This is a genomic window from Bradyrhizobium sp. NBAIM14, from assembly GCF_020193895.1.
Lineage (GTDB): Bacteria > Pseudomonadota > Alphaproteobacteria > Rhizobiales > Xanthobacteraceae > Bradyrhizobium > Bradyrhizobium yuanmingense.
In genome coordinates this window covers 1-16,679 of the sequence record NZ_JADYVQ010000039.1, presented here as the reverse complement: position 1 = coordinate 16,679, position 16,679 = coordinate 1, and the positions used below count along the sequence as shown (strand labels likewise).

Below are 16,679 nucleotides of genomic sequence, written 5' to 3'. Positions count from 1 at the left end.
GGGGACCACATGGGGCGGGGGATTGAAGGCTGGGGCAAGGTGACGAGGTCCGGACTCCTAGGCACTCCGGACCTCGAAACTTTTTAGATTGAACGCAGCAACGCGCCGTCCGGTGGGGCATCCGGGCGGCGCGTTGTCGTTTCAGAGCCTCTTTGTTTCGGCGCTTAGCGTGTCTGCGGCTCCAGCGTCACCGTGCAATCGCCCTGCCCTTGCGTCGCGACCACGATGTTGCCCGCGGGAGCGCCGAGAGCGATCGGCGTGGACGAGCCGCCGCCAGGCATCTGGACGATCACGCTCAGGGAATCGGTGCGCGCAGTCGAGCCCACGGTGGTCGGCTCGGCCTGAGCGACGTTGCCGGAGGCATCACGTCGCATGATCTGGCAGTTCACCATGTTGTTTCCGCCGGCCGCCGCCATGCCTGACGACGAGGAGGTGCTGCCACCCATTTGGGCCCGGGCCCGCGACGGATCGCGGGGTACCTGGCTGACGATGCGATGCGAGCGCGGCTCCACGATAATGACCTCGTCTTCCGTCGTGAAATATTCGTAGCCCCGATATGCAGGCTCGATCGAGACGATCTCGGGCGGCAGCCGATGCAGACGCACGCGCGAGGGAATCGTTTCGCCAACCCGGATCGAGATGTTCAGATTGCGCTCCGGCTGCGCCAGGCGTGCGCGGCTCACCGTTTCGGAGATCCGCACCTGCCTCTCGGTCGTCACCTGGGCCTGCTGGTTGACCTGCGTGTTGGTCTGCGTGGTCTGATTGGCCTGGTTGGTCTGCGTGCCCGTGGAGCCGGGCGCGGTCTGTGCGTTGTTGGTCGGTGCCGCGCGGCTGGTATCCGTCGCAGTGGCCGGCTGGTTGCTCTGTTGCTGCTCGGCGGCACTGCGCGGCGGCTGGGCCTGGTTGCGCTCGTTCTGGTTGGCTGTAGCTCCGGTGCGCTCGTTCTGCTGGCCAGCCGGACCAGTCGTCGGGCCAGTCTTGGATCTCTCGGATTCGGCGGTTGATTTCTGCGGCGCAGCCTTGTCCTGCGCAGCCTTGTCCTGCTTGGTTTCCGCACCGCTCTTGCCCGCATCGCGTCCGGGCTTGGTGCTCTCGGCCTCCCGGTTGCGATCGCGCGAAGGCTCACGAGAGTCTTGTGCCTGGTCCCTCGCCTTCGGTTGATTGCGCTCCGAGGCCGTCGCCGGCTGGCGCTTGTCGTCACTTGCCTCGCTCTTGGCAGCGCCGCCTCGATCCTCGCGGCCTGCGCCCTGAAGCCGCTCTTGGGCGCCTTGCGCGCGCTCTTGAACGCGTTCTTGAGCCGCACCACCGCGCTGCGGAGAAGCGCCCTTGGCCGGCTCCTCGGTCCGTTTCGGCTCGTCCCTGCGCTCACCGGGCGCCTGGGCATAGGCAAGGCCGGATGCGAGCATGAGCCCGACGGCCGCAGTCGATAACATCAAATGTTGACGCATGGTCCCTCTCCTCGACAATTCGCAACAATAAACGCGAACGTTCTGTTCGTACGAAGGTTCCTGAGCAGGAACGCAGTCGTGGAGGTGAGCCAATCAAGTCGCCATTACATCGCATCCTTCAGCGTCAGCCGCGCCGTGAACGTCACGCTGGTCTTGCCGACCAGCGCCATGCCTTCGACTTCCGCACCGCCGGGGAAATAGTCGCCGGAAAAGCCGCAGGTGACCTCCCTGCCGCCGAATGCGAGCGTCCTGCCGACCGCCTCGGTGTGCTGATTGACGATCATGTCGCCCCGCCACTTGCCGTTCCGGAAGGTGTAGCTGCCGGTGTAGTAGAAGTAGCTGTCGCCGCCCATGATGCGGCCGTCGCTGAGCACGACCACGCCCCTGGCCTGCCCACGCTTGCCGTCCCGCATCTCGATGTCGAAGATGTAGAGGCCGTTGACGACCCTGGCCTCCTCACCCGCTTCCGCTTCATCGCCAGCTGACATCCGATCATCCCCACCGATCCGCTGCCCCGATCAGTTCGGCACGTTCCGCTCGAGATCCTCGAGCCATGCCGCTGCACTCGAATCCGAGGGCGCGCGCCAATCGCCACGCGGCGACAATGAACCGCCGGCCGAGACCTTCGGCCCGTTCGGCATGGCCGAGCGCTTGAACTGGCTAAAGGCGAAGAAGCGGCGCAGGAACACCTCGAGCCAGCGGCGGATATCCGGCAGGTCATAGGCCCGGCGCCGATCGCTCGGGAAGGCCGGTGGCCATTCGCCCTTGGCAACGTCCTTCCATGCCTGAAGCGCCATGAAGGCGATCTTTGACGGCCGCATGCCGAAGCGCAGCGTATAGAACAGGTTGAAGTCCTGCAGCTCGTAAGGTCCGACGGACGCTTCCGTGCTCTGCGGCTTCTGGCCGGCCTCGACGGGCACGAGTTCCGGCGAGATCTCGGCCACAAGGATCGAGCCAAGCGTCCGGTTGACGTCGTCGCTGAACTGCTTGGAGGAGATCACCCAGCGGATCAGATGCTGGATCAGCGTCTTCGGCACGCCGGCGTTGACGTTATAATGCGCCATCTGGTCGCCGACACCATAGGTGCACCAGCCGAGCGCGAGCTCGGAGAGATCGCCGGTTCCGATCACGATGCCGCCGTGATGGTTGGCGAGCCGAAACAAATAATCCGTGCGCAGGCCGGCCTGCACGTTCTCGAAGGTGACGTCGTAGACCTTCTCGCCCTTTCCGAAGGGATGGCCGATATCCTTCAGCATCTGCGTCGCCGTGGTGCGGATGTCGAGCTCCTGCCAGCTCGTCTGCAACGCCTTCATCAGCGCGAGCGCGTTGGTCTTGCTCTCGCTGCCGGTGGCAAAGCCCGGCATGGTGTAGGCCAGGATGTTCTCGCGCGGCAGGCCGAGCAGGTCGACCGCCTTGGCGGCGACGATCAGGGCGTGGGTGGAATCGAGGCCGCCCGACACGCCGATCACCACGCGCTTGGTACCGGTGGCGCGCATGCGCTGCACCAGCCCGGCGACCTGGATGTTGTAGGCCTCGTAGCAGTCCTGCTCGAGCAGGCTCTCATCGCTCGGCACGAATGGAAAGCGCTCGACCTTGCGCAGGAAGCCGATATCGGCGGCCGGCGGCTTCAGGGCAAATGTCACCTTGCGGAAAAATGCCTCGCGCTGCCGCCGGTTGTCGTCGAACGTTCCCATCAGCGCGCGCTCCTGCCGGAGCAGGTCGAGGTCGACGTCAGCCAGCGTGATCTGGCCGCCCTGGCGGAACCGCTCGCCCTCGGCCAGCAGCACGCCGTTCTCGTAGATCGAGGTCTGACCGTCCCAAGCGAGATCGGTGGTGGATTCTCCGGCCCCGGCCGCGGAATAAACGTAAGCCGCGAGGCAGCGCGCCGAGGTCGATTGGCACAGCAACGCGCGCGAGCGCGCCCGGCCGATCGTGATCGGGCTGCCCGAGAGGTTGATCAGCACGCTCGCGCCCGCAAGCGCGAGCTCCGAGGCCGGCGTCACCGGGATCCACATGTCCTCGCAGATCTCGACGCCAATGGTGAGGCCCGGAACGTCCTCGGCCGCGAACAGGAGATCAACGCCGAACGGCGCATGCAGGCCGCCAAAGGCGATGGTCTCACCGGCGATGCCGGCGCCGGAGGCGAAATGCCGTCCCTCGTAGAACTCGCGATAGGTCGGCAAGTAAGATTTCGGCACGACGCCGAGGACGTTGCCGCGATGAATGACGACGGCGCAGTTGTAGATGCGATTGCCGAAGCGCAGCGGCGCCCCGACGATCAGGACCGTCATCAGCCCCGCCGAGGCCGCAACGACGCTTGCAAGCCCGCGCTCGACCGCATCAAGCAGCGGATCCTGCTTCACCAGGTCCTCGATCGCATAACCGGACAGGCACAGCTCGGGAAACACCGCGACCGCGACCGACTGCTCATGGCAGGCATTGGCCGCCGCCAACACGGCCTTCACGTTGGCGCTGGGATCGGCGACGTGGGAGGTGGTCACGCAGGCTGCCACGCGCGCAAATCCGTGGGCGTAAATCGAGTGGAAAGTCATCGAGCGCAGTACCCTCAAATCTCTCGCCGGCGGCCACCGCCGTCAGCTCCGGTCATATTTAGCCCATCGATCTGGCCCCGTGCAGGCCATCCGCCGTCATGCATAACGGATTTGCGCCCCATCCGGTCCAGTGCCGGCGAGGTCAGGCGCTGCGGGCCAGCACGCCGGGCAGATCGCCGCGCAGCCACCCGGCGATCCGGGGCCAGGCATGCGCATGGGTGCGCGCGCCCATGAACAGGCCGAGGTGGTTGCTGGGCTCGGATGCCGCTGCAACGAAGGCAGGTGGCGTACCGACGAGCCCCGCGGTGGCCAGCGCTTGCGTCGCTGGCACTACATCGTCGTCGAGGCCGGCGAGCAGGAAGATCGGCGCCTTGACGTCCTTCAGATCGATCGGGCGCCCGAGCGCGACGAAACGGCCCTCGGCGATGCGGTTCTCCCGGAAGATCGCGTTGACGATCTCGAGATAATAAGTGCCCGGCAGGTTGAGCGTCTCGGTGTTCCAGCGGTCGAACCGCGCCAGCAGCTCGGAGCCCTGCTCGTCCGAGAGATCCCGCTGCAATGCCGTCCTGATATCGTCGTTGTCAGGGGTTTTGGACCAGAAGCGCAGCATCTCCTCGCCGCTGACATTGCCGCCGCCGCGCGCGACGAGCTGGTCATAGACCAGCTCGGGCGCGTTGCGGGCGAGCCGGGCCAGCGAGGACTCGATCGACAGGTCCACGGGAGCACCGACCAGAACCAGCCGCCGCACCTTGCCTGGAAAGCGCGCGGCATAGAGCAGCGACAGCCACCCGCCCTGGCACAGCCCGACGAGATCGACCGGCGCGCCGATCTCGTCGATGGCGACGTTGAGATCGCCGAGATAGCTGTCGATCGAGAGATAGCGCATGTCCGGCGTCGCTGACCGCCAGTCGGTGAGATAGATCCGGTCGATGCCGCCGTTTTGCAGCGACTGCACCACGCTGTGGCCTGGGGCGAAATCGGCGATCAGGGCCCGGTGCAGCGCATAGGGCGCGCAGACCAGCGCCGGCTGGCCGGACCGGGTCTGCGAGCAATCGCGCAAGTCCATCGTCGGGAGCTCCAACGCAACGCGGCTCGGCGTCGTCCATGGCAGGCTGCTGTCATCCTGTTGCTCGGGTGCCCGCTCCAGCCACCAGAAGCAGGCATCCATGGCGAGCTGCGCTGCCGCAAACGGCCAGAGCCGTGGATCATCATGAGCCTGGGCTGACCTGCGTGGCGGTTTGGAGGTCTTGTCCACCATGGCTACCTCGACATCCTCACAGAAACGCCTCGAGGCTCACGACGGCAATGCCGAGGTCCCGAAAACTCCGATGGGTCGCCGCGACCGAGCCGTCGAGATCGATGCCGCGACAGGCATCCTCGATGACGGCCACCTCCAACCCTGCCTTGCGCGCATCTTCCGCCGAGAAGCGGACGCAGAAGTCCAGCGCCAGACCTGCGACAAAGACGGTCTTCAGCTCGCGTTCGCGCAAATAACCAAGCAATCCGGTCGGTGTCCGATGGTCGTTCTCGAACAACGCCGAATAGGAATCGATGCCGCGGCGAAAGCCCTTGCGCACCACGAGGCTTGCCCGTGTCACGTGGAGATCGCGATGAAATTCCGCGCCGGCCGTGCCTTGCACGCAATGCGTCGGCCACAGCACCTGCCGGCCATAGTCGAGCTCGATGGTCTCGAACGGCTGCTTGCCGGCATGGTTCGGCGCGAACGAGACGTGGTCGCTCGGATGCCAGTCCTGGGTCAGCACCAGATTGGCGAATTTTTGGGCGATCCTGTTGATGGCGGGCACGACCTTCTCGCCACCGGGAACGGCGAGCGCCCCGCCGGTGCAGAAGTCGTTCTGCACGTCGATCACCAGCAACACGTCGCGGTCGGAAATCTTCATCGCCGTCCCATTTCGATCTGCCGGGCGCGACGGCGCCGGGCGACCACCTCAGTGTCGGCCTTCCCGCGCGGCTTCGCAACCACTGGCACGCGCGGCAGCTGCGCGAATTGGTCACCGTGGCCGCCACGATGCAACGGTTTGACCTCGTCCGTGTTGACTAGGCGCACCCAAGGGCAGATTCTCGCACCGCCCGCGCCAGGCGGATCGGGTCGAAGCAGCGGAGGACAGGGCTGCCAGGGCCTGAAGGTCGTGGCGGCGATGAGGCCATGAATATCGGCAAGACCGGAAAAATTCTTCTCGCCGATATCGGCGGCACCAATGCGCGCTTCGCGCTGAGCCCGAGCGGTCAGACCGGACCGATCGACTATGTCAAGGTCGCCGACTTCCCGACCGTGCGCGAAGCCATCGCGGACGTCTTGGCGCGCCGGTCCAACGGCGAGCAGCCCCATCGCGCGGTGCTGGCCGTGGCGGGTCCCGTCACCAACAATCGCTGCGTCATGACCAACAGTCCCTGGGTCATCGACGGCAACGAGCTGCAGTCCGCGCTCGGCTTCGACAGCGTCCATGTGCTGAACGATTTCGAGGTGGTGGCCTGGTCCCTGCCTGCCTTGGAGCCTTCAGACCTGGTCCCACTCGGCGGCGGCGACGGCCTGGCCGGCGAGCCGTTGCTGGTCGTGGGGCCTGGAACCGGATTTGGTGTGTCCTGCCTGGTCGACCGCCATGGTTCGCGCCTGGCCGTCGTTACCGAGGCTGGACATGCGACCCTGCCGGCGGAGAACGAGCGCGAGGAGCGCGTGATCGCCTGCTTGCGGCAGCGCCTCGGCCATGTCTCGATCGAGCGCGGTGCCCTCTCGGGCTCGGGGCTGCAAAACCTGTATGAAGCGTTGGCTGAGATCGACGGCGTCCAGGTGCCGCATCGCGATGCCGCCGGGATCACCAAGGCGGCCCTGGAGAACAGCTGTCCGGTCAGCCGCGCGACGCTCGAAATGTTTTGCGCCATCCTCGGCTCGGTCGCCGGCAATCTCGCGGTGACCTTCGGCGCCCGCGGCGGCGTCTATGTCGCCGGCGGAATCGTGCCGCGCTTCCGCGAGTTCCTCGCCGCCTCCGCTTTCCGGGCGCGCTTCGAAGCCAAGGGACGGTTCCGGGATTATCTGCGCAACATCCCGACCAGGCTCGTGATCAAACCCGATGCGAGCTTCCTCGGCCTGACGATGTTTGCCGAGCACAATTCTGGCTGAGGGCGCCCCCGCGGCGAGTTCCCGTCATGCACAGCTGATTGCGGCACATCTGCGGTTCCACGCAGGTTCGTGCTTGCCTACCTGTTCCCGATGAGAAACAATCTGTCCGTGTGTGGCGTAGTTGCGGGGGCGTGACATGCGTAAGCAGGATTCGGGTTTCGACTATCACCGCTATCACCGCCTGTTGCGCGAAGCGGACAGCGAAGACAAGCGGCTGGCGCTCATCGAGCTCCTGATCGAGGAAAAGGCCCGCGACCAGCTGGCCGCCCAGCGCGCTTCGGATCGCGCGGCCATGACGGCTCATACCATTGCCAGGGTGCTGAGGAACGGCCGCAACCCTGCCGGTTGAGTCCTTCCCGCCAGGCGGCAAAAGCGCGATCGGTCAGCTCGGGATAGTGGCCGACGGCTCCGGAAACATCGAGTCGATCATCGCCTTGAGCTGATCCATCGCGATCGGCTTGCGCAGGATCGGCCTGCGCCGGAGCAAGGACGGCAGCAGTTCCGGACCGTAGCCTGTGGCGAACAGAAACGGTTTTCCACGACGTTCGATCAAATCGGCGACGGGGTCGACATAGACGCCCATCAGATTGATGTCGAGGATGGCCAGATCGTACTGCGCGGTCATGGCAAAGGCGCTGGCGTCGCGCACATTGTCTGCCTCCGCAACGACGTGGTGGCCGAGTTCCTCCACCATGTCGGCGATCATCATCCGGATCAACGCCTCGTCTTCGACCAGGAAAACGGAGAGTCCGTCCGCCATATCAACCCCGCAATCAGCCGTGCGAAGCTAAGCATAACCGAATTGCGCTGTAGATACACGAATTCGTGGCGGGCGCCGTTAATTCACACGCGCCCGAACCGATTCAACTTGATCAATCCAGTCCGCGCTCGTGGCTGAGGCGCACCATTGCCTGGATGAACACCTGCTTCTGCTTGTCGTCGAGGCTGGAAAAGAGCGGCTCGGCGGCATCGGCGACGTTGCGCTGATCGCCGGCGCGATCGATCAGGAACTGGGCCTCGTTGCGCATCTGCTCGATGATGTCGTCGGGCGGATCGCGCTTGGCGCGCGCAATCCGCAGGTTGAGCCGCTCTGCGCCATTATGCCCAAGGTAGTGCATCGCGCTTGAGAAGCCGTACCAGTGCTTCTCCTGATCCGGCGTGAGGTTCAGCTCGCTCTTGATCCGCTCGATGTAGGAATCGCTGTTCGCGACGATCTGCTCGGCAGTCAGCTGCGGCGCACCGGGCTGGGTCAGAACCGTGACTTCCTTGTTGTCTTTACCCTTGTTGTCCTGCGGCGCGTTCTTCGCCTCCTTGGTCGCCTTGGCGCTCTTGCCCTTGGCGCTTTTGCCATCCTTGTCTTTGGCCCCGCCCTGCTGCTTGGAATCCTTAGCCGCGTCCTTGCCGGCCTCCTTGGGCGGCGGCGCCTGATTGCCGGTGTTGGTGTTGCCGACACCGAGCACGCCGGTGAAAACGCCAACCACGCCACCGATGGCGCCACCGAGCACACCACCGACCGGACCTGCCGCCTTGTTGCCGGCTGCGGCGCCTTCCTGAACGCCCTTGACCAGACCTTGAGCATTCGCCACCGCGCCGGCCCCGAGCAACAGCGCGAGCATAGACCCCAGCGCCAGGCATCGCCGCAGATGAAGCCGCGCTGGTGCCGCCGGTTTGATCATTCTCGTCTCCATCATCGATCTGGCCTGTCAGCGAGGATCAGCCGCTAGGCGCAACTCTATCGTTTCCGCCGCTTCGAGGTCCAGACGTGGCCGATTGCTGTCCACGCCCGAAAGGTCTTTCACGCGAAGCGGTTATCCAGCCTCTTGCGAAACTGAGGCGCAATTGCGCACGGCAGCGTTCGAGGCCGTTTGGCGCGAAGTGTGCGTCGCAAAAAAACACCGTGCGCTGCGCCTGTGGCCCTATCGCCTTGCCAGACGTTGCGACCTTTCCGGGCACAACATGAGTTTTGGACGCGGAGCCGTTCGGCTTTCTCGACAGACGCGATCAATCATGATCTGATCGCGCTACCAATTTGCTGCGACAGGCGTGAATTGCCCACGCGGGCCGACGGCACCAACAAGAAAATCGACAACAAGAACTCAAGAAAGAAGTCTCAGAGGAAACTCCAACAACAACACCCAAGCGAGGAAACGAGATGTCACGCAAGACACTGACGCGACGTCAATTTGTGGCTGCCACTGCAATGTCCTCCGCGGCGCTGATCTCGGCGCCCTATGTCCGGGGCGCTTACGCCGCCGGCAAGCTCTCGATCGGCTTCTGGGACCATTGGGTGCCGGGCGCCAACAAGGCCTCGACCGAGCTCGTCAACGAATGGGCGGCGAAGGAGAAGGTCGAGATTTCCATCGACTACATCACAAGCCAGGGCAAGAAGATCGAGCTCACCATCGCGGCCGAGGCGGCGGCGAAGTCAGGTCACGATGTCCTGGCGATGCCGACATGGTGGCCGCACGCCCATGCCGAACTGCTCGAGCCGGTCAATGACATCATGGAGCCGATCATCAAGCAGAACGGCGACGTGAACGGCACCGTCAAATATCTGGGACGGGCCGGCAACAAATGGCTCGCGGTGCCCGCAACAATCGGAAGCCAGATCAAGGGGCCCTGCTCCCGCATCGATCTCCTGAAGAAGTTCGCCAATATCGATATCCAGGAAATATATCCGGCGGGCAGCCAGCCCAAGGCCGACAACTGGAACATGGAGACATTCCTGAAGGCGGCCGAGGCCTGCCAAAAAGGCGGCGTGCCCTTCGGCATCGGCCTGGGCGAGACCACCGACAGCACCGACACTGCCGGCGCCATCTTCCAGTCGTTCGGCGCTGAGCTGGTCAATGCCAAGGGCGATCTCACGGTGAAGACGGACGCGGTTCGCCAGGCGCTCGAATTCTACAAGAAGCTTATCGCGGTCCTGCCGCCCGACGTCGCCGCCTGGGATGACGCCTCCAACAATAAGTGGCTGATCTCCGGCAAAGGCGCGCTGATCATGAATCCTCCGAGCGCGTGGGCGGTCGCCAAGCGCGACGCGCCGCAGGTCGCCGAGCAGTGCTGGACCCACGGCATGCCGTCCGGTCCGAAAGGCCGTTATGCGCCCTACCTGCCTTATTTCTGGGGGACCTGGAGCTTCTCCAAGAACAAGGAAGCGGCGAAGAGCCTGCTCACGCATCTGTCGCAGCCGTCATCGATCGAGAAGTTCGTGGCCGCGAGCGGCGGTTACGACCTGCCGGCCTACGCGAACATGACGACGCTGAAGACCTGGCAGGAGGAAGGGCCGCCGAAGGGCACCCTTTATCACTACCCCAATCCCCACAATCACCAGACGCTGTCGATTGCTGCCTCTCCTGCTCCGCCCAAGATCGCCCAGCAGATCTATGCGCAGGCCACGCTGACCAAGATGTGCCTCCGCTACGCGCAAGGCGAGAAGATGGAGGCGACGCTCGCTTGGGCGGAGGGTGAGTGCGAAGGCTTCATGCGAAGCTGAGACAGAGACCGGCGGCTCACGCTGGACGTGAGCCGCCCGGTCTGGCTGCCGCCACAAGCTTCAATTTCTGAAGCCGGTTCCGCCGGCTTCCGTGCGAACGATCCTGCGAGGAAGATGCATCATGGCTGATGCCGTAGTTCGGCAACCCGGCGTCGCCCGGCCTGCGAGCGCCCGAAAACGTGCAAGCCTGCACAACGCCCTCAGGCGGAAATCGACCGTGGCGTTCCTGATGACGCTGCCGCTGATCCTGCTGATCACGCTGCTCGTGGTCTATCCGGCCTTCTATTCGCTGCATCTGGCAACGCTGAACAAGTCGATGCAGAAGTTTGTAGGCTTCGGCAATTTCGAGTTCCTGTTCAGGCGCGACACATTCTGGCTGGTGGTCAAGCAATCCTGCATCTTCGCCATCACGGCCGTGGTCTTCAAGGCCCTGATCGGATTCGTCGTCGCGCATTTCGTTCACAACATTCCGGCCAAGGGCCAGCGCAAATGGCGCGGCATGCTGCTCGTGCCCTGGGTGATCCCGCCCGCGATGAGCACGCTTGCCTGGCTCTGGCTGTTCGACCCGTCCTACAGCGCCTTCAATTACACACTTGCATTCTTCGGTATCGGGCCCATCCCGTGGACCGGCGACGCCGCCTGGGCGCGTTTCGCCGTGATCCTGGTCAACGTCTGGTATGGCGCGCCCTTCTTCATGATCATGTATCTGGCCGCCCTAAAATCGGTGCCCGATCAACTCTACGAGGCCGCCGCCATCGACGGCGCCAATTGGTGGCAACGCATCTGGTATGTGACGCTGCCGATGATGCGCAACATCATCGCGATCACCACGCTGTTCTCCCTCATCGTCACCTTCGCCAATTTCGACATCGTGCGCATCCTGACCGCGGGAGGCCCGCTGGATCACACCCATATCTTTGCGACATGGGCGTTCCGGGTCGGCATCGAGGGCAGCGACATTCCGCTCGGCGCCAGCGTCTCGCTGTTCATGGTGCCGATCCTGGCGGTCGCCGCAATCTTCATCCTTCGCGACGTCAACAAACGCGGGAACGAAGCCTGATGAGCACCATGACAATCGACAAGGCCGGACCGCGCCGCAACGTCAAATACGGCAGCATGAGCCGCGACCGCGCCTGGGCGCTGCGCTGGTCCTACTTCTTCCTGGTGCTGTTTGCGATCTTCTCGCTGACGCCGCCACTCTACATGCTGATCACCTCGCTGAAGAGCAGCGCCGAGATTTCGGCGGCGACCAACCCTTGGTGGGTGTTCCATCCGACGCTGGACAACTATGCCGAGCTGCTGACGTCCAACCAGTTCCTGCGCTTCTTCTGGAATTCGGCGTGGGTCTCGATCATCGTGGTGACCCTCACCATGCTGATCAGCGTGCCGGCCGCGTTCGCGCTGGCGCGCATGAAGTTCTGGGGCTCGGCGACACTCGCCACCGGCGTGTTCCTCACCTACCTCGTCCCCGACAGCCTGCTGTTCATTCCGCTATTCAAGATGTTCGCGCTGATCGGCGACTGGACGGGAGTCCAGCTGATCAACAGATGGTACGTGCTGCTCTTCATCTATCCGACGCTGACGGTCCCGTTCTGCACCTGGATCATGATCGGCTACTTCGCCTCGATCCCGAAGGAGCTCGACGAGGCCGCCATCATCGATGGAGCGTCCTGGTTTCAGACACTGACGCGGATCTTCATTCCGGTCGCGCTGCCCGGGCTGATTGCCGCGACCATCTTCGCCTTCACCGTATCCTGGGCGCAATTCCTCTATCCACTCGTGTTCACGACCTCAACGGACCAGCTCGTTCTGCCGGTCGGCATCATCACCACGCTGATCAAGGGCGACGTCTTCAATTGGGGACAGATCATGACCGGCGCGCTGCTCGGAGCCGCGCCGCCGCTCATCATCTACGCCTTCCTGATGGACTACTACATTGCCGGCCTTACTGCCGGTGCGACAAAGGGTTGAAAGCGAGGGGTTGAACTGAAATGGCCGACGTTTCCTTGCGGAAGGTAGTCAAGCGTTACGACGATGTCGAAGCCGTGCGCGGCATCGACCTCGACATCGCCGACCATGAGTTCATTGTGCTGGTCGGCCCCTCCGGCTGCGGCAAGTCGACCACGCTGCGCATGATCGCAGGCCTCGAGGACATCAGCGACGGCGACATCATGATCGGCGGCGATATCGTCAACGACGTGCCGCCGAAGGACCGCGACATCGCCATGGTGTTCCAGAACTACGCGCTCTACCCGCATATGACGGTCGCGGAGAACATGTCGTTCGGGCTGCGGCTGAAGCACTATCCCAAGGCCGAGATCAAGGCGCGGGTGACCGAAGCCGCCCGCCTCCTCGACATCACCGATCTGATCGACCGCAAGCCGAAGCAGCTCTCCGGCGGCCAGCGCCAGCGCGTCGCCATGGGCCGCGCCATCGTGCGCAATCCCAAGGTCTTCCTGTTCGACGAGCCGCTGTCCAATCTCGACGCGAAGCTCCGCGTGCAGATGCGGATCGAGATCAAGAAGGTGCACCAGAAGGTGCGCACCACGACGGTCTACGTCACCCACGACCAGGTCGAGGCGATGACGCTGGCCGATCGCGTCGTTGTCATGAACAAGGGCAAGATCGAGCAGATCGGCACGCCGAACGAGCTCTACCACAAGCCGGCGACGCGCTTCGTTGCCGGCTTCATCGGCTCACCCGCGATGAACTTCATCCCGTGCCGGCTCGAGGATGTCGGCGGCACGCTTCAGCTGCGCCTCACCGACCGCCTCGCCTTCGCGCTGCCGCCGGCCCGCGCCGCGCGCTACAACGCGCTGCCACGCACCGACAAGCTGCTGCTCGGCCTCCGTCCCGAGCATCTCACCGAGTGGCATGCGCATCTGGCGCCCGGCGTCGAGACTTTCGACACCGTGCTCGACGTCACCGAACCGATGGGGATGGAGACGCTGGTCTATTTCGGGCTCGAGGGCACGCCGGTCTGCGGCCGCGTCGATCCCAATGCCGGCGCCAAGGACGGGGCACCCATGCGCCTGGCGATGGACCTCAACAACATGCACCTGCTAAATGAGGAGACCGGCGTCGTGTTGTGACGCCGCGATCCAAGAAAAGCGAGCAGGCAGGGGAGCGATGGCGACCAACAAGAAGAAGATTTTCGTTACGCAGACTTTGTCGCAAGGGGCTCGCGCCCTCCTCACCCAGCGGGACGATATCGAGCTCGTCGAGTTTCCGAACCTGATCTCGGCGAAGGATTTCGAGGCCTTGTTGAAGAGCCATGCGCCGGTCCATGGCGTGGCGCTGGGCGCCACCGCCTTCGGCGAGACCGAGCTCGAGGCCGCGCGTGACATGAAGGTGGTAACCCGCATCGGCGTCGGCTACGACGCCGTCGACGTGCCCGCCCTCTCCCGCCGCAAGGTGCCGCTGATGGTCGCCGGCAGCGCCAATTCGCCCTCGGTTGCGGAGGCGGCGCTGTTCATGATGCTGACGCTGGCCAAGCGCGCGCAGGAGCTGCATTCCTGCGTCAAGGAGGGCACCTGGGCCGACCGGCTCGGCATGCTGCCGTTCGACCTCTACGGCAAGACCGTGCTGATCATCGGCTTCGGCCGCATCGGCAGCCGCACAGCGAAGCGCTGCCTGGCGTTCGAGATGAAGGTGCAGGTCTACGATCCCTACAAGGACGCCGCCGACATCAGGGCGGCCGGATGCGAGCCGGTCACCGACCTCGATGCCGCGCTGCCTCACGCCGACTTCGTCACCATCCACTGCCCGAAGACGCCGGAGACCGTCGGCCTATTCGATGCCGACAGGATCGGCCGCATGAAGGATAGATCCTACCTCATCAATACCGCGCGCGGCGGCATCGTGAAGGAAGCGGCGCTCTATGACGCACTGACGTCCGGAAAGCTCGCCGGCGCCGGCATCGACGTGTTCGAGGTGGAGCCGCCGCCGGTCAGCAACGCGCTGTTCGCGCTGCCCAACGTCATCATGGCTCCGCACGTGGCCGGCGTCACGGTCGAGGCGGTGAGCCGCATGAGCGAGCAGACCGCGCGCAATATTTTGAGCGTGCTGGACGGCGATCCCATCAGGCAGAACGTCATCAACCAGGACGTGCTGGGCTGAGATTATGGAAGGTCAGCGGCTCACCCCGCCGCCTTCGGAACGCCAGAAAGCGTCCCATTTTGGTGCAGATCGGGCCCCAACTCAGCCTTAATCAAACGCGCGTAATGGGCTTGAAACGCGGCGGCGGTGGGACAGACTGGCCGGCGCGGCGAGCTGGAGGATGGACCCTTGTCAGAGATCGACCCGACCGACCACGCGCTGGCGACCATCGCCAGCATCCTGGAGCACCCCGAGCCCGTTCTCGTCATTCGCCAGACCGAGACCGAAATCGTGGTCGCCGGAGAGCGTGAGCACATCGCGTCTGACGAGCCGCCGATCGTGGACGAGCATCCGGTGATCGACGAGCATCCCGTGGTCGAGGAGCAGCCGCTGGCGCCGGAGCACACCGATGCCGATGGCTACAGCAAGGTTGGTCCCGGACCCATGGTCGCGATCCGTCTGAAATGGACGGTCCATCGCGGCGATGACGGCCAGTACTACGTCCACGAGACCATCGGCGAGCAATCCGCGCCCGTGGTCAGCGGTCCCATGACGAGCGAGGCCGCGGTGCGCTTCGTCGACACCCAGCAAGACGAGGCGCAGCGGCGCTTCGAGCTGCTGCGCAGCGAGATCGCCGGCCGCAGCTCGCTCGCCGATTACGAACGCAAGGGCGAAGCGTAAGACCTCACTTCCTGCCGAGATAATCCTTCTTCACCAGCTCGACGCCGGCGTGCCGGAGCAGGTCGTAGGCCGTGGTGACGTGAAAGAAGAATTGCGGGACGCTGAACGTCAGCAGCAGCGTCCGCCCGGTGAAGGGCAGCTCGGTGCCGTTCTTCAATCTGAAGAAGACATTCCGATCCGCCGCCACGTCGATCTCCGCGCGCGGCAGGCTCTCGATGAACTCGATCGACGTCGCTATGCGCGCCTGCAGCCCGGCCATGTCATGCTCCAGCGCCGGCAGCGTCACCGGCTCGCACTGCGCCAGCAGGGCCGGCGCGACCGTGGCATGGCGGCAGGCCTCGCCGACCTGCTGGGCGAGGTCATACATGTTCGGCGCAAGGCGCATGCCGAGCAGAATCGCCGGATCAAACTTCCGGGCCTCGGCATACGCGACGCCCTTGTCGAGCAGCGCCGACAGGTTACGCAAATAGGGCACGAACAGGCCGACCGAGGCCTCGTAGATCGAGATCGTCACTTCAAGGATTCCCTTCGATTTCTGCCTTCCGAAAAGTTGTCCGCTTTTCGGTCGACCAGTGGCTGCACATTGCCATGGAATACGGCGCCTGCAAGAAGATCTGCCCGGCCTGGTTCGATAAGGCCGTGTCCTTCCGTCGCTTTGCCTCGCCAAACTTTGGACCGGCTCCGGGCCTATTGAACCCGGAACCGCCGGGAGACGACTCACACCAACGACAGTGATCTAGATCACTTTTTGCAAGCGAGCCGGCGCGTAGCGTCGGTGCGGGGACCACCTGTTCAGGAGACGGAAATGAGGAAGCTGTTGGCCACGGCCGCATTCCTTTTGGCGAGCACTGCCGCGCAGGCGCAGTACACGTTTGAATATGGCGGGCGCACCATCCGCATCGATCCGGACCGCGGCACGGTGCAGATCCCCGGCGTCTACGACAACACAGGCCAGAATAAGCCCAAGAAGGCCAAGAAGAACGAGACGGCGCCGCAGCAGGCTACGGTCGACCCGCAAGCGCCGGCTGCTCCGGCCCCAGCCCCCGCTCCTGCTGCGCCGCCCGCAGCCGTGCAGGCGCCCGCGGCCGTACAAGCGCCCGCGGCCGCCGTCGCGCCGCCTCCTGCGCCGCCGGCTCCGCCGACGGCCGCGACCGCGGCCAATACACCGGCCCAAACGGCGGTTGCGCCGCCACCTGCACCACCTCCGGCTCCTGCGCCGGTCGAGCAGCAAGCCGCGCCCGCCGTGGCCCCGCCGCCCGCCCCGGCCG

16 protein-coding genes and 1 pseudogene are annotated in these 16,679 nt (G+C 64.5%); 9 read left to right on the top strand and 8 right to left on the bottom strand.

From position 1 onward, the window contains the following. Window positions 1–164 precede the first annotated feature (164 nt). The 5 genes from I6F28_RS36365 to pncA form a co-directional block, all read right to left on the bottom strand. The gene (locus I6F28_RS36365) at window positions 165–1,448 is read right to left on the bottom strand and encodes a DUF1236 domain-containing protein (RefSeq protein ID WP_225143749.1); all 1,284 of its coding nucleotides are present in this window, start codon (window positions 1,446–1,448) and stop codon (window positions 165–167) included. Window positions 1,449–1,552: 104 nt separating this feature from the next. Then, window positions 1,553–1,936: a GrlR family regulatory protein gene (locus tag I6F28_RS36360; RefSeq protein ID WP_036012369.1), complete on the bottom strand. Its 384-nt coding sequence runs from the start codon at window positions 1,934–1,936 to the stop codon at window positions 1,553–1,555. Between the two features lie 30 nt (window positions 1,937–1,966). Then, entirely contained in the window at window positions 1,967–4,000 is a 2,034-nt protein-coding gene (locus tag I6F28_RS36355; protein ID WP_225143747.1) for an NAD(+) synthase, read from the bottom strand. Window positions 4,001–4,142: 142 nt separating this feature from the next. Next, complete coding sequence (locus I6F28_RS36350; RefSeq protein WP_036028075.1) at window positions 4,143–5,258, bottom strand: alpha/beta fold hydrolase; 1,116 nt, start codon at window positions 5,256–5,258, stop codon at window positions 4,143–4,145. A 16-nt stretch (window positions 5,259–5,274) separates the two neighbouring features. Then, window positions 5,275–5,901, bottom strand: a complete 627-nt coding sequence (gene pncA / locus I6F28_RS36345; protein ID WP_036028076.1) for a bifunctional nicotinamidase/pyrazinamidase — start codon at window positions 5,899–5,901, stop codon at window positions 5,275–5,277. A gap of 266 nt (window positions 5,902–6,167) precedes the next feature. On the opposite strand from pncA, the gene glk reads away from it, so the two are divergent. Both glk and I6F28_RS36335 read left to right on the top strand, forming a co-directional pair. Further along, window positions 6,168–7,139 carry a glucokinase gene (glk, locus tag I6F28_RS36340; RefSeq protein ID WP_225143745.1) on the top strand — a complete coding sequence of 324 codons (972 nt, stop codon included), beginning with the start codon at window positions 6,168–6,170 and terminating at the stop codon, window positions 7,137–7,139. Window positions 7,140–7,275: 136 nt separating this feature from the next. Continuing rightward, on the top strand, window positions 7,276–7,488 hold the full coding sequence (locus tag I6F28_RS36335) for a hypothetical protein (protein ID WP_036039656.1): 213 nt from the start codon (window positions 7,276–7,278) through the stop codon (window positions 7,486–7,488). Between the two features lie 33 nt (window positions 7,489–7,521). On the opposite strand, the gene I6F28_RS36330 is transcribed toward I6F28_RS36335, so the two are convergent. Both I6F28_RS36330 and I6F28_RS36325 read right to left on the bottom strand, forming a co-directional pair. After that, on the bottom strand, window positions 7,522–7,899 hold the full coding sequence (locus tag I6F28_RS36330) for a response regulator (RefSeq protein WP_036012398.1): 378 nt from the start codon (window positions 7,897–7,899) through the stop codon (window positions 7,522–7,524). 112 nt (window positions 7,900–8,011) lie between these two features. Continuing rightward, on the bottom strand, window positions 8,012–8,815 hold the full coding sequence (locus I6F28_RS36325; RefSeq protein WP_109143715.1) for a Spy/CpxP family protein refolding chaperone: 804 nt from the start codon (window positions 8,813–8,815) through the stop codon (window positions 8,012–8,014). A gap of 476 nt (window positions 8,816–9,291) precedes the next feature. On the opposite strand from I6F28_RS36325, the gene I6F28_RS36320 reads away from it, so the two are divergent. The 6 genes from I6F28_RS36320 to I6F28_RS36295 all read left to right on the top strand — a co-directional run bounded on the left by I6F28_RS36320 (window position 9,292) and on the right by I6F28_RS36295 (window position 15,411). Further along, window positions 9,292–10,632: an ABC transporter substrate-binding protein gene (locus I6F28_RS36320; protein WP_036012401.1), complete on the top strand. Its 1,341-nt coding sequence runs from the start codon at window positions 9,292–9,294 to the stop codon at window positions 10,630–10,632. A 121-nt stretch (window positions 10,633–10,753) separates the two neighbouring features. Then, window positions 10,754–11,692, top strand: a complete 939-nt coding sequence (locus I6F28_RS36315; RefSeq protein WP_036012404.1) for a carbohydrate ABC transporter permease — start codon at window positions 10,754–10,756, stop codon at window positions 11,690–11,692. Beyond that, entirely contained in the window at window positions 11,692–12,603 is a 912-nt protein-coding gene (locus I6F28_RS36310; protein ID WP_036012407.1) for a carbohydrate ABC transporter permease, read from the top strand. The genes I6F28_RS36315 and I6F28_RS36310 overlap by 1 nt, the downstream gene beginning before the upstream one ends. A 20-nt stretch (window positions 12,604–12,623) precedes the next feature. Next, window positions 12,624–13,724 (top strand): ABC transporter ATP-binding protein, encoded by a 1,101-nt coding sequence (locus I6F28_RS36305; RefSeq protein ID WP_036012409.1) that lies wholly within the window; start codon window positions 12,624–12,626, stop codon window positions 13,722–13,724. A gap of 37 nt (window positions 13,725–13,761) precedes the next feature. Continuing rightward, a complete protein-coding gene (locus I6F28_RS36300) occupies window positions 13,762–14,751 on the top strand; it encodes a hydroxyacid dehydrogenase (protein WP_225138492.1) in 990 nt (329 codons plus the stop codon). Window positions 14,752–14,919: 168 nt separating this feature from the next. Next, window positions 14,920–15,411 (top strand): hypothetical protein, encoded by a 492-nt coding sequence (locus I6F28_RS36295; protein WP_036028083.1) that lies wholly within the window; start codon window positions 14,920–14,922, stop codon window positions 15,409–15,411. 4 nt (window positions 15,412–15,415) lie between these two features. Here I6F28_RS36295 and I6F28_RS36290 read toward each other — a convergent pair whose 3' ends face one another. After that, on the bottom strand, window positions 15,416–15,913 hold the full coding sequence (locus I6F28_RS36290; RefSeq protein WP_225143752.1) for a DUF1993 domain-containing protein: 498 nt from the start codon (window positions 15,911–15,913) through the stop codon (window positions 15,416–15,418). Window positions 15,914–16,216: 303 nt separating this feature from the next. On the opposite strand from I6F28_RS36290, the pseudogene I6F28_RS36285 reads away from it, so the two are divergent. Then, window positions 16,217–16,679 (top strand): annotated as a pseudogene (locus I6F28_RS36285) (DUF2147 domain-containing protein); the annotation flags it as partial.